This window comes from Corynebacterium sp. sy017 (assembly GCF_017918135.1).
In the GTDB taxonomy this organism is placed as follows: domain Bacteria; phylum Actinomycetota; class Actinomycetes; order Mycobacteriales; family Mycobacteriaceae; genus Corynebacterium.
Genome location: NZ_RZUE01000002.1, coordinates 72107 through 85541 on the forward strand (window position 1 = coordinate 72107; position 13435 = coordinate 85541).

Annotated in this window: 12 protein-coding genes and 2 tRNA genes; 11 read left to right on the forward strand and 3 right to left on the reverse strand. The window is 45.8% G+C overall.

Annotation, left to right across the window (positions count from 1 at the left end; genetic code table 11):
• Positions 1 to 14 precede the first annotated feature (14 nt).
• From recF to EML15_RS03810, 4 genes are all read left to right on the forward strand, one after another.
• Complete coding sequence (recF, locus tag EML15_RS03795) at positions 15 to 1307, forward strand: DNA replication/repair protein RecF (RefSeq protein WP_144273547.1); 1293 nt, start codon at positions 15 to 17, stop codon at positions 1305 to 1307.
• Positions 1308 to 1309: 2 nt separating this feature from the next.
• Positions 1310 to 1846, forward strand: a complete 537-nt coding sequence (locus EML15_RS03800; protein ID WP_144273548.1) for a DciA family protein — start codon at positions 1310 to 1312, stop codon at positions 1844 to 1846.
• A 106-nt stretch (positions 1847 to 1952) separates the two neighbouring features.
• On the forward strand, positions 1953 to 3995 hold the full coding sequence (gyrB, locus tag EML15_RS03805) for a DNA topoisomerase (ATP-hydrolyzing) subunit B (protein ID WP_144273549.1): 2043 nt from the start codon (positions 1953 to 1955) through the stop codon (positions 3993 to 3995).
• Between the two features lie 105 nt (positions 3996 to 4100).
• Positions 4101 to 5393, forward strand: a complete 1293-nt coding sequence (locus EML15_RS03810; protein ID WP_144273550.1) for an MATE family efflux transporter — start codon at positions 4101 to 4103, stop codon at positions 5391 to 5393.
• Here EML15_RS03810 and EML15_RS03815 read toward each other — a convergent pair.
• On the reverse strand, positions 5386 to 5655 hold the full coding sequence (locus EML15_RS03815; protein ID WP_144273551.1) for a hypothetical protein: 270 nt from the start codon (positions 5653 to 5655) through the stop codon (positions 5386 to 5388). The two genes, EML15_RS03810 and EML15_RS03815, sit on opposite strands and share 8 nt — an antisense overlap.
• Positions 5639 to 5866, reverse strand: a complete 228-nt coding sequence (locus EML15_RS03820; RefSeq protein WP_144273552.1) for a CopG family transcriptional regulator — start codon at positions 5864 to 5866, stop codon at positions 5639 to 5641. Before EML15_RS03820 ends, EML15_RS03815 begins: the two co-directional genes overlap by 17 nt.
• Before the next feature lie 138 nt (positions 5867 to 6004).
• On the opposite strand from EML15_RS03820, the gene gyrA reads away from it, so the two are divergent.
• The 4 genes from gyrA to EML15_RS03840 all read left to right on the forward strand — a co-directional run bounded on the left by gyrA (position 6005) and on the right by EML15_RS03840 (position 9114).
• Positions 6005 to 8530 carry a DNA gyrase subunit A gene (gyrA, locus tag EML15_RS03825; protein ID WP_144273553.1) on the forward strand — a complete coding sequence of 842 codons (2526 nt, stop codon included), beginning with the start codon at positions 6005 to 6007 and terminating at the stop codon, positions 8528 to 8530.
• Positions 8531 to 8532: 2 nt separating this feature from the next.
• The gene (locus EML15_RS03830) at positions 8533 to 8874 is read left to right on the forward strand and encodes a DUF3566 domain-containing protein (protein WP_144273554.1); all 342 of its coding nucleotides are present in this window, start codon (positions 8533 to 8535) and stop codon (positions 8872 to 8874) included.
• 82 nt (positions 8875 to 8956) lie between these two features.
• Positions 8957 to 9030 (forward strand) — tRNA-Ile (locus EML15_RS03835).
• 11 nt (positions 9031 to 9041) lie between these two features.
• Positions 9042 to 9114 (forward strand) — tRNA-Ala (locus EML15_RS03840).
• Between the two features lie 77 nt (positions 9115 to 9191).
• Here the strand turns inward: EML15_RS03840 and EML15_RS03845 are convergent.
• The gene (locus EML15_RS03845) at positions 9192 to 9569 is read right to left on the reverse strand and encodes a DUF4143 domain-containing protein (RefSeq protein WP_144273555.1); all 378 of its coding nucleotides are present in this window, start codon (positions 9567 to 9569) and stop codon (positions 9192 to 9194) included.
• Between the two features lie 301 nt (positions 9570 to 9870).
• Here EML15_RS03845 and EML15_RS03850 point away from each other — a divergent pair, with 301 nt between their 5' ends.
• Genes EML15_RS03850 through EML15_RS03860 form a run of 3 tightly spaced genes read left to right on the forward strand, consistent with a single transcriptional unit; the run spans position 9871 to position 13432 of the window.
• Positions 9871 to 10902: a LacI family DNA-binding transcriptional regulator gene (locus tag EML15_RS03850; RefSeq protein ID WP_246846926.1), complete on the forward strand. Its 1032-nt coding sequence runs from the start codon at positions 9871 to 9873 to the stop codon at positions 10900 to 10902.
• 5 nt (positions 10903 to 10907) lie between these two features.
• The gene (locus EML15_RS03855; protein ID WP_144273557.1) at positions 10908 to 12458 is read left to right on the forward strand and encodes a sugar ABC transporter ATP-binding protein; all 1551 of its coding nucleotides are present in this window, start codon (positions 10908 to 10910) and stop codon (positions 12456 to 12458) included.
• Positions 12455 to 13432, forward strand: a complete 978-nt coding sequence (locus tag EML15_RS03860) for an ABC transporter permease (protein WP_168194991.1) — start codon at positions 12455 to 12457, stop codon at positions 13430 to 13432. Before EML15_RS03855 ends, EML15_RS03860 begins: the two co-directional genes overlap by 4 nt.
• The last annotated feature ends 3 nt before the right edge of the window (positions 13433 to 13435 follow it).

The window sequence follows — 13435 nt, forward strand, 5'->3', positions numbered from 1 at the left end:
TAAAAGACGCCACAGTGTATCTTCGTGAACTTGAGTTACGTGATTTCCGATCCTGGGACCAGTGCACAATAGCACTGCAACCAGGTGTCAACATTTTTGTTGGCCGCAATGGCTTTGGCAAAACAAACATTGTTGAGGCCATCGGATATATGGCGCACCTAGGTTCTCACCGAGTATCAAGTGATATGCCGTTGATTCGCCAAGGTGCGCAATCTGCACGAATATCAGTAAAAGCAATCAATGAAGGTAGAGAACTCATAGCGCATTTACTTATCAGCGCACGAGGAAGTAATCAGGCACAGATAAACCGTACTCGCTTGGAATCACCACGAGAACTATTAGGTGTAGTTCATACTGTGTTGTTTTCTCCAGAAGATTTAGCGCTGGTACGTGGCGAACCAGAACAAAGACGCAGATTTTTAGACCACATCATTGCCAGCAGATACCCACGACTGGCTGGGGTAAAAGCAGATTATGACAAAGTATTGCGGCAGCGTAATTCATTATTAAAAACTGCTACTGCTGCTCTCAAACGTGGTTACACTGCCCAGGCACATACCACAGCTAGCGAAGATACGGATACAGCACTTGCTACATTAGATGTCTGGGATGGGCAATTAGCTCATTATGGTGCACAAATTGTTGAAGCTAGATTAAGTCTTATCGCAGAATTACTCCCTTTAGTCCATAGTGCTTATGCACATATTGCTCCTGAATCACGTCCTGCGACCATTGCATATTCCAGCACTATTGATAATGCTGATCTTATGCAGCAACTCCAAACACAAGAGTTGTCCGTCGTAGAACGAGTAGAGATTCTTGAAGCTGCAATGCTGCATGAATTATCACAAATGCGCACCAAAGAAATTGATCGTGGGGTAAGCCTTATTGGTCCTCATCGAGATGATCTCGAGGTACTTTTGGGAAATTATCCTGCTAAAGGTTTCGCAAGTCATGGCGAGACTTGGTCTTTTGCTCTAGCCCTACGCCTTGGTGAATACGAGTTATTAAAAAAAGACCGAGTAAATCCCATTTTGATACTTGACGACGTTTTTGCCGAGCTTGATACCCAGCGTAGACAAAAACTCGCTGGAATCATTGATGATGTGGAACAGGTCTTTATCACCGCAGCTGTTGATGAAGATTTACCGGAAAATCTTGCTAAAAGCGATGCTCATGACAAACAAATACATCGCTATAACGTCAGTGTGCGCGATACTGATTCAGGTAGAGTGTCGGTTCTTTCTTATCCTTCCCAGACTGAACAACTAAAGCACTCCGATCAACCTCAGGAACAGGAGAAATAAGCATGGATAATGATTTTTCTCCAGAAGATGATTTAGTAACGCAAAAATTCCTTAGTATCCGCCAGCAGGCAAAAAAACGAAATATCTCACTTACTTCAATAGTGCGGCCGAGGAAAAAAACACCATCTCGACCACCGCGTTTAGGGTATCCAACTGGTCGCGATGGACGAGGATTGGGTAAGAAAAATAAATTAGAGGGTTTTTCTTCTATTGTGAATAGGGAAATCACAACACGTGGATGGAAAAAAGAACTCGCTGGTGGTTGGATTATTTCACATTGGGGCGACGTCGTGGGGCATAATGTTGCATCGCATACCACGATAGAAATGCTGAAAAATAAAGAGTTGCATATTAGTTGTGACTCGACTGCGTGGGCGACCAATCTTAGGTATATGCAGCATGATATTTTGCAAAAAATTGCTGTGGAAGTCGGCGATAATGTTGTGGTGAAATTGCATATTTATGGTCCCAAAGCACCTACATGGCGGCATGGTCCTTTGCACGTTAAGGGCAGAGGTCCAAGAGACACCTATGGATAGTGCGCTCATTTTCCCTTAAAAGCCGTGTGCAGCTAGGCGCGTAGGGGAGTAAACAGTGTAGAATAAAAACGTCTAAGAGCAATTTAGAGCAAGGAGTGCTAATTCCGTGGCAACTGCTGAACACGAATATGGCGCCTCATCCATTACGATTCTTGAGGGACTTGAGGCTGTTCGTAAACGCCCAGGTATGTATATCGGTTCTACCGGTGAACGCGGCTTACATCATTTAGTATGGGAAGTCGTCGATAACTCAGTCGATGAGGCAATGGCTGGTCACGCCACTAATGTAGATGTCACCCTCCTTAAAGATGGTGGCGTGGAAGTTGTGGATAATGGTCGTGGTATCCCAGTGGAAATGCACCCCTCTGGCGCACCAACAGTGCAGGTAGTTATGACTCAATTGCACGCCGGTGGTAAGTTCGACTCAGATTCCTATGCAGTTTCTGGTGGTCTACATGGTGTGGGTATTTCTGTGGTTAATGCCTTGTCTACCCGCGTCGAAGCTGATATTAAGCGCGATGGCAAGCATTGGTACCAAAACTTCACCAATGCAGTACCTGATGATTTGGTAGAGGGTGGCAATGCTCGTGGTACAGGAACCACTATTCGTTTCTGGCCCGACGCAGAAATTTTTGAGACTACTGAGTTTTCTTTTGACACTATTGCGCGTCGTCTGCAAGAAATGGCATTCCTTAACAAAGGTTTGACCATGACTTTGACCGATCAGCGAGCTACTGAAGAAGAAATTGAATTAGAGGCAATTGCTGATGCGGCAGCTGCTGATCAGGGCGCTGAACTTGCGTCCTTGGAAGATCTCGATGAGCAAGCTGATTCCAATCAAGCAGTAGTAAAGAAAGAAAAGAAAAAGACTTTCTACTATCCCAATGGTCTTGAGGATTATGTGTCATTCCTCAACAAGTCTAAATCAGCTATTCACCCGTCGATTGTTAGTTTTGATGCTAAAGGCGATGGTCTAGAAGTAGAGTTAGCAATGCAATGGAACTCTGGTTATAGCCAAAGTGTGCATACTTTTGCTAACACAATTAACACGATTGAGGGCGGTACCCATGAAGAAGGTTTCCGTGCTGCGCTGACTACTTTGATGAATAACTATGCTAAAGCGCATAAGTTAATCAAAGAAAAAGATGGTCGATTAACTGGCGACGATTGCCGCGAGGGTTTGGCTGCGGTTATTTCTGTGCGTGTTGCTGATCCACAGTTTGAGGGACAGACAAAAACAAAACTTGGTAATACTGAGGTAAAGAGTTTTGTGCAGCGCATGGTGGGTGAGCACATCTCTGAATGGTTTGATGCTAACCCTGCAGAAGCAAAAGTCATTGTTAATAAGGCGCTTTCTTCAGCTCATGCTCGTATTGCTGCCCGACGTGCTCGTGATATGGCTCGTAAATCAGCAACAAACTCAGCTGGTTTGCCTGGTAAACTTGCCGATTGTCGTTCTAATGATCCAGTCAAATCAGAACTCTACATTGTGGAGGGTGATTCCGCGGGTGGTTCTGCAAAGGGCGGTCGTGATTCTTTATTCCAGGCGATTTTGCCGTTGCGCGGTAAAATTCTCAATGTTGAGAAATCACGCTTGGATAAGGTGCTCAAAAATGCTGAGGTGCAGGCAATTATTACTGCATTAGGCACAGGTATTCATGATGAGTTCGACATTAGCAAGCTGCGTTATCACAAAGTTGTGCTTATGGCCGATGCGGACGTCGATGGTCAGCACATTGCAACATTGCTTTTGACCTTGCTGTTTAGATTCATGCCAAAGCTCATTGAAGAGGGTCACGTATATCTAGCACAGCCACCACTGTATAAGTTGAAGTGGCAGGGCAAGGGTGAACCAGGTTTTGCTTATTCCGACGCAGAACGCGATGCACAATTAGCTGAGGGTCTTGCTCAAGGACGCAAGATCAACAAGGAAGACGGTATCCAGCGTTATAAGGGTCTTGGTGAGATGAACTCCTCAGAGTTATGGGAAACCACTCTTGATCCAAGTGTTCGGACATTGCGTAGGGTTGATATTGAGGATGCGCAGCGCGCAGATGAATTATTCTCCATTTTGATGGGTGATGATGTGTCTGCCCGACGTAGCTTTATTACTCGCAAAGCTAAGGACGTTCGTTTCCTGGATGTATAAGTTTTAGCTTCTGGGCTTTTGTCTCAACAATATACGCGTGCAAACTTTGTTTGTGCGCGTATATTACTATCTAAGTTCTTTAGGTTTTCTGAAAGTTAAGGAATAATGATGCAGCCTAAACATTTTTCAGTTAAAGAAATTACTAAAAATGCTTTACCTATCATTGCTGCTTCATTTATCAGTATTGCCATTGACCTTACTGATTCTTTAATTATTGGACATTATTCCACTCAGACTCTTGCTGGAATTGCAATTGGTATCACGCTTTATGAATTACCGACGAATGTTCTCTTAGGTTCACTCATGGCAGTACGAATCATGGCACCACGAGTTAATTCACAACAGTCACGTGAAACATATGGCATAAAAAATGTTTTAAGTTTTTTGGTTCCTCTTTCTGCAGGTATTGTGATTGTTTCTATTGGTGGTGCAGTCATTGCTTTGCATCTTGTTGATAGCGAATTATGGCATGAGGGTCTTTGTTATTTCATTACAAGAATTCCGGGCTTGATTTTCCAGATCATAAATACGACTTTGGTAATTTTCTTGACTTTGTGGGGGCGAAAAAACATTCCACTGTTGGTCATGGTAATGAGCGCACCAATTAATGTGTTTCTAGATGTAGTACTCATTTTTGGTATTGGTGTCTTTCCAGAATTAGGGGCATTAGGTGCAGGTATAGCAAGCACCTTTAGCGTATGTATTCCGTTGCTTGTTTTACTGCCATTGACGTGGAGTATGGCTAGCGTACACGTGCGGCAGGAAAATTCGGCTGAAAATTATCATGGGTGGCAAAAAATGGCACTGCCAGCAGCTAGTTCTGCGTTTGTAGATTACACAGGCAGTATTATTTTCGTTGCTATTTTATCTTTTTCTGGTGCCTCTGCTTTAGCAAGTGTGCGTTTTGGTACGCAGTTCCATATCGTCGCATATATTTGGGTGTCAAGCTTTTCGACGGCAGCCTTGTATGTCATTGGTAAAGAACATGACTGGCAGCAAAAGCATAATGGTGTCGCTGGAATACACGTAATTCGTAGTTTATTCCTGGGTATTGGGGTAGTAGCTGCCATTATGGTTGCTATTGTTTCATCGCTAACTTTTGTGTTTCTGGCAAAAGATACCCATATTATTGGGTCGTATATTCTTGTTAGCTTGATTATCGTGCTTCTGTGTCCGATTATTGGTTTTACTTACGGTAATGTGACTGCACTACGTTTAGTTGGGGATACTCGCAGTGAGTTTTTAAGCAATTTTATTAGTGTGTGGGGTTCTCAAATACCGATTGCTGCCATTTTTGCGTTTAGTATAGGCGGAATTAGTCCTTTTATTGGATTGGCAGGTTACTGGATAATGCGTGCTTTTGCTACACATATTCAGGTAGTTAAAAACATTAAGTAGCGTCATTAAGATCGACGAAAATACGCGCTAGGTATTCACTAAATGCTTCATTAGCGTGGGCGAGTGGTGGATTTTGTGCAATGAATAGATGGACATAATCAAGATATGCCTGAGGGGTAGTGAATATAGGAACTGAGTGAATAGCTGCAGAACTTAATGCACTAATACAGGTCAAGGCAGCATAGTCTGTGATGTGTGTATTAAAGCGTTCGCAGAAAATATCAGCAATGATAAGCATTTGTTCATTACTTAGAGCGTGCATGAGTGGGGCGGTCTTTCAGTCTTTCATAGGTGCGAGAGATCTTGTCAATGTGGGCATGGGCAAGATCATTGACATGAGCGTCGGCAAGCGCGCGGGCAGCAGTAGAGACTATGGCGCGTACTGCTGCTTCATGTTTGCTGGTGCCGTGCATATGGGCAAGTAAGCTCAATGCGCGGTCTTGTTCATGGGTGAGTCGAAGTGTCATTGCCATGAACTCATCCTAACAAGTGGTATCACTTTGATACCACTTGCCTGCTTTTGGGGCACTATACGCCAAAATAAGCGGCTTTCTTGTCTTTTTTCGATTAAAGTGGGTGATGTTCCTATAACAAGAAAAGTAAGGTAATTCATGAGCGACGATCTCTCGGGAGATACATTCGACCGTATCCGCCCCATTGACCTCAATGAAGAAATGCAAACCAGCTATATCGACTATGCAATGTCGGTTATTGTTGGTCGTGCGCTACCCGAGGTTCGGGACGGTCTTAAACCTGTACACCGCCGTATTCTCTACGCAATGTACGATTCTGGCTACCGCCCAGATCGCAGTTATGTCAAGTCTTCTCGTCCAGTTTCCGACACAATGGGTCAATTCCACCCACACGGTGACAGCGCAATCTACGACACACTCGTACGCTTAAGCCAAGACTGGAATATGCGTTACCCGCTCGTCGACGGCCAGGGTAATTTTGGTTCTCGCGGTAACGATGGTCCAGCTGCTATGCGTTATACCGAGTGTCGCCTCACCCCATTGGCCATGGAAATGGTGCGCGACATTCGAGAAAATACTGTGGACTTTTCTCCCAACTACGATGGCAAAACTCAAGAACCACAGGTGCTGCCCTCACGTGTACCAAACCTATTGATGAATGGTTCCAATGGTATTGCCGTGGGTATGGCAACCAACATTCCGCCACATAACCTCAATGAGCTAGCCGATGCTATTTACTGGATGTTGGAGAATCCAGACGCGGATGACACCACTGCACTAGAAGCGTGCATGGAGTACATCAAAGGACCAGATTTCCCAACAGCTGGGTTGATCGTCGGCAGCCAAGGAATTAAAGATGTTTATACCACTGGTCGCGGTTCTATTCGGATGCGTGGCGTTAGTACCATCGAAGAAGAAGGTTCGCGCCAAGCTATTGTCATTACCGAGTTACCATTCCAGGTAAATCCAGATAATCTCATCTCTAATATCGCAGAGCAAGTTCGTGATGGAAAACTTGCCGGTATTTCTAAAATTGAGGATGAGTCCTCAGACCGTGTGGGTATGCGTATTGTGGTTACGCTCAAGCGTGATGCAGTGCCACGCGTGGTGCTCAACAATTTGTATAAGCATTCACAGCTGCAAACCAATTTCAGCGCAAATATGCTCTCTATTGTCGATGGAGTGCCTCGTACCCTGCGTCTCGATCAGATGTTGCGCAATTATGTTAATCATCAGATTGAAGTTATTGTTCGACGCACGCAATACCGCTTAGACGAGGCAGAAAAGCGAGCACATATTCTTCGCGCACTCATCAAAGCACTCGATATGCTTGATGAAGTTATTGCGCTTATTCGACGTTCCGCCACTGTTGAAGTTGCTCGCACTGGTTTGATGGAGCTACTCGACGTTGACGAAATCCAGGCAGAGGCTATTTTGGCAATGCCACTGCGTAGGCTTGCAGCTCTGGAGCGTCAGAAGATTATTGATGAATTGGCTGAAATTGAAGCAGAGATCGCCGATTATGTGGATATTTTGGCAAAGCCTGAGCGTCAGCGCGCAATTATTGGTGATGAACTTAAGGAGATCGTCGATAAGCATGGCGACGAGCGCCGCACCGAAATCATTGCTGCCACCGGTGATGTGACTGAGGAAGACCTGATTGCTCGTGAAAATGTTGTGGTGACTATTACTTCTACTGGTTATGCAAAGCGCACCAAGGTAGATGCTTATAAGTCACAAAAGCGTGGCGGTAAAGGCGTTCGCGGGGCAGAACTAAAGCAAGATGATATTGTGCGTCACTTCTTTGTTAGTTCTACCCATGACTGGATTTTGTTCTTTACTAACTTTGGTCGAGTGTATCGACTCAAAGCCTTTGAGCTGCCAGAAGCAACGCGAACTGCGCGTGGTCAGCACGTAGCAAACCTACTTGAGTTCCAGCCAGAAGAACGCATTGCGCAGGTTATTAAAATTCAATCCTACGAGGATGCTCCTTATCTGGTACTTGCTACTGCACAGGGTAGGGTCAAGAAATCGCGTCTGTCTGACTATGAATCTAATCGCTCTGGTGGACTTATTGCGATCAATCTAAATGAAGGCGATAAACTTATTGGTGCCGCATTATGCTCTAATGAAGATGATCTCCTGCTTGTTTCCGAAGAAGGACAGTCTATTCGCTTTAGTGCTGATGATGATCAATTGCGCCCAATGGGACGTTCTACAGCAGGTGTTAAAGGTATGCGCTTCCGTGGCGACGACCAACTGCTAGAGATGTGCGTTGTGCGTGACGGAGAGTACCTCTTGGTTGCCACAAGCGGCGGTTATGGTAAGCGTACTGCTATGGAAGAATACTCTGCACAAGGACGAGGCGGTCTTGGTGTAGTGACCTTCAAGTACACGCCAAAGCGTGGCAAACTCATCAGTGCATTGGCTGTCGACGACGATGATCAAATCTTTGCAATCACTTCAGCTGGTGGTGTCATCCGCACCGAGGTTAATCAGATTCGCCCAAGTTCGCGTGCGACAATGGGTGTTCGCTTAGTCAATCTTGAAGATGGCGTTGAATTGCTCGCAATTGATCGCAATGTTGAAGGTGAGGGTGAAGAAGAAGCAGAAGCTGTGGCAAAGGGCGAAACTACTGGTCCAGCAGATAAAGAGGAGAACTAATCATGGCAGGACGTAAGGTGCTGGTGACCCGCATTTCACCTTTAGCTGCGTTTAGAACGACTCTGGCATTGAGCCTTGTCGGTTTGGTTGCCTGGGTTATTTGCGCCAGTTTGCTCTACCTCGGTTTAGATATTGCCGGAGTCTGGGATCATGTCAATGACATCATTGGCGGTATTGGTGGTGACCAAGTTGTCAGCTTTGGGTTAGTGCTATCCCTTGCCGGACTATTAGGTGCCATTGTGACAATCATGTTGTCCGTGCTCGCTCCTTTGACAGCAGTAATCTATAACAGCTTGGTTGACCTATTCGGTGGGTTAGAGCTAACAGTGCGCGATGATAAGTGATAAAAATTGGCGATAATATAGCCCATATGCAGCTGATTTGCATTTATGTCTGGGAACTAGGTAGAGTTTTATCTCGTTCCCAGGGCCTATAGCTCAGTCGGTTAGAGCGCATCGCTGATAACGATGAGGTCGCAAGTTCGATTCTTGCTAGGCCCACTCGGAAACAAGGGGCATTAGCTCAATTGGTAGAGCACCTGCTTTGCAAGCAGGAGGTCAGGAGTTCGATTCTCCTATGCTCCACAAAAACCCGCTGCACAGGCAGCGGGCTTTTTTAATTTCCACATTGTCTTTTGTTGACTAACTAAATTTTGTCGTTTCTACTTACCATGCCACCCTAAACTACTCAGCGGAAAAGTAATTGTGTTTTCTCCCAGCGCTAATGTTGGACCATTCCCAGAGATAATTGCTAGAAAAGCTGGAGGTTGAGCTGCTTTAATTTGTGCGACTGCTTTTTTGAGAGAATCTTGAGCATTGAGAGCTGCTTTAGCGCCCAACTTAATTTCTACTGCAGCCCAACGCCCATCAGGAAAAGTTAATACTGCATCAATTTCGTGACCATTAGAATCCCGGTAGTGATAAATCTTTCCACCTAAAGCCTCGACCATGATACGCAGATCATGCACTACAGCTGACTCAAAAAGAAAACCTGTAGTAAGTAAGTCCTCTTTAAGTTTTTGATTATTAGCTCCTAGTATTGTTCATTCATGCAGTTAGAATAGCATATACCGGATTTTGTGGGGTACTTAGACCGGATTTTATGGCATTACTAGACCGGATTTTGTGGAATAGTTAGACGGGATTTTATAGAATTATATGGTTTCTCTGTTGCATAAATGCCTATCGCTTGTGTCTTACAGTTATCAGTAGAAAGTGATAGTGACTCGCCTCACTTGACTTTTGTATAAAAACTCATTAGCTTTAGCGATGTTAGTTTGTGCAATCGTTTGCATTATGTGTGGACACTCCACCGCAATGCAAAAAGAAAGGAACCTGCTGGTGAACACATCTGCAAATCTTAAAGATGTTGCAGCCGCAGCAGGCGTTTCTGTATCCACAGCATCGAGAGCACTAGCTGGGAAAACAATTATTTCTGAAGACACTCGTAATCGTGTGCAAGCAGCAGCACAAAAACTCAATTACAAACCCAATATCCAAGCTCGTGGGTTACGCACTGCACGCACATACACCATTGGCTTAAGTATTCCCACACTGGTTAATCCTTTTTTCGCCACTATGGCAGCTGCCATTCAAGAAAATGCCACAGCACATGGATTATCAACCATCATCACTTCTTATGATGAAGATGCTCTCACACTCAAAAACACCGTTAATGCCCTTTACCAGCATCAAGTCGATGGGATGATCGTCGTACCGAGCGCTAAGGCAACACAAGAATTAGAGCATATCGCGCAATTGGGAGTACCACTGGTACTTATCGACCGCGTATTAACCGACTGTTCTCTACCAGCAGTAGTGTCGCATCCTGACCCTGGTATTTATGCTGCACTAGAACACCTCGTTGAGCAAGGACATCACCATATCGGATTTCTTGCAGGACCTGCGGAACTTTCTACCGGAGCAGGTCGCTTGCAGGCTTTTCGCACAGCTCATGCCGCATTATTGGATAATACGCAAGAGCATATTTTCTATGGTGGATTCGAGGTAACCCAGGGGCATAGAGGTGCTCGTGCCCTGCTCGACGCCGGCGCAACGGCAATCATTGCCGGTGATTCCATGATGACCCTAGGCGCCATGGAATACTGCCATGCACATGAGGTACACATTGGCGACGACGTCGCGCTAGTGGGTTTTGATGATCTGGTCTATATGCGAGTACAACCCACACCACTTTCTGTCATTGATCAAGATGTAGTGGCTATGGGACAACAAGCAGTGCAACTATTGGTGAACTGGATGTCTCGAGCACAACCCCCACCTGAACAGGAAATAATCGCTATTGATACTACTTTCATTCCCCGTGCCTCAACTACTAAAGGCACAAGCAAGAAAAAACTAATAAGGAGGTGAGCTTGATGTCTGACGTAATTATGCAGCTAGAAGGCATTTCTAAGTCTTTCGGTGCAGTTAATGTCATAGATAATGTGAGCTTGGCAGTGCGTCGAGGGCAAGTGCAAGCACTACTAGGTGAAAACGGTGCAGGTAAATCCACGCTCATCAAAATGATGTCAGGTGTGTATCAGCCCGATGCTGGAAAAATCATCGTCGACGGCAATGAAGTTACCTTGCCTAACACCAAAGCAGCCGAAGCACTGGGTATCGCTACAATCCACCAAGAATTAAACTTGGTGCCAAGCATGACAGTTGCCGAAAACATCATGCTCGGACGCACTCCATCACGCTGGGGACTCGTGAACTACACGTTCCTCAAACAACAAGCAGCCGCAGCATTGCGCCTTATTGGTCTGGATGTGTCCGTGGATACACCAGTAGGCGAATTAGGCATTGCCCGCCAACAATTAGTAGAAATTGCTAAAGCATTGTCGATGAATGCCAGAATGCTTATTCTCGACGAACCCACCGCAGCTCTTACTGCCAAAGAAACTGACCAACTCTTTAACGTACTCGAACAATTACGTGACAAAGGCGTGGGCATGGTATTCATTTCGCACCATCTAGAGGAATTGGCTCGTCTTGCAGACAGCATTTCTGTACTCCGCGATGGGCATTTCATAGCAGAAGTGCCTGCTACAACCCCAGAAGATGAACTCGTGCGGCTCATGGTCGGTCGTGACATTGAACAACAATACCCACGCATAACCACACAAAAAGCCCAACCGGTACTAGAAATCAAAAACCTCAGCGCTGCCGGAAAGTTCCACGACATCAACATAAAAGTTCATGCTGGTGAAGTAGTTGGCATAGCTGGTTTGGTTGGCGCAGGACGCACTGAGCTTATTCGAGCCATTGCTGGTGCCGATACCATTGATAGTGGAAAGATTGTGGTCAATGGAAAAACAATGCCATTGGGCAATATCGCAGCAGCCATCAAAGCAGGAATTGGTCATGTTCCCGAGGATCGTAAAGCTCAAGGGCTCATTTTGGATGCCAGCATCAATGAAAACCTTGGCCTGACCACGTTATCTTCTTCAGCACGGTATGGCTTGGCGGATCGTCGGGGGCAAAAGAAACGCGCCCAGGAAGTTGCCAAGAAATTAAAAATACGCATGGCGGATATTGACCAGCCAATTTCCGATTTATCAGGTGGTAATCAACAAAAAGCCGTGTTCGCCAAGTGGGTGCTGGCAGGTTCAACAGTTTTGCTACTCGACGAACCCACCCGCGGTGTTGATGTGGGAGCCAGAGTAGAGATCTACAACATCATCAACGACATTACCGCTGCGGGTGGTGCAGTGCTCATGGTGTCCTCTGACCTGCCAGAAGTGCTGGGTATGTCTGATCGCATAGTGGTGATGTCAGATGGCAGGATCGCTGGAGAACTACCCAATACAGCAAGTCAAGATGAAATTATGACCCTTGCAGTGGCGAATCTCAGCAGTGCTGTTATTGAAGAAAATCATGAAGCCAAAGAAATTGCTAAAGAAATTGAGGAGAAAGTCTCATGAGCACTACCGCAAAAACCTCAACACCCTCATTACCCCTGGGTAAGAAAATCCTCAATTGGATGATGAATAATGGGGCATTAGTAGGTCTGCTTGCCTTATGTATTGCTCTATTTATTGCTACGCCACACTTTTTGACCGTCACCAATGTGATCAATATCGGTATCCAGGCAGCCACTGTTGCTATTCTTGCCTTCGGCATGACCTTTGTCATTATCACTGCAGGTATTGACCTCTCTGTTGGTTCTGTTGCAGCTTTAGGCGCTATGGTGTCTGCATCCATGTTTAGTTCTGTGGGACTACCAAGTTGGCTCAGCCTCATCATTGGCTTAGCAATAGGGCTATTAGCTGGTGTTATCTGTGGCCTTGCCACCGCCTATGGCAAGATACCATCCTTTATCGCTACCCTCGCCATGATGTCCATTGCCCGCGGTGCCACCCTCGTTATCTCTCAAGGATCACCCATTCCCACGGCGCCAGCAGTGAACTTCCTGGGCAGCACTATAGCTGGGGTACCTATCCCAATCGTGATGATGATCCTTGCCGGAATAATATGCTGGTTCATCTTAGAGCGTACTGTGCTGGGTCGATCAATGTATGCCGTCGGCGGTAATCAAGAGGCAGCACGCCTTTCTGGCATTGCAGTGCATAAGGTTCAGATAGCTGTTTTTGGTCTATCAGGTATGTTTGCTGCGCTGGCAGGTTTAGTAATGGCTGGTCGCTTAACTTCTGCGCAACCTCAAGCCGGTGTCGGTTATGAACTTGATGCGATTGCGTCGGTAGTTATTGGCGGTGCTTCTTTGGCAGGTGGCTCAGGCAAAGCAACGGGAACCTTGGTGGGTGCTTTGTTGCTTGCTGTGATTCGTAATGGATTGAACTTGCTTAACGTGTCGTCGTTTTGGCAACAGATTGTCATTGGTGTGGTCATTGCCTTGGCAGTGGGCTTCGACGTCATTCGCAATAAAGCAGCTCATTAAATA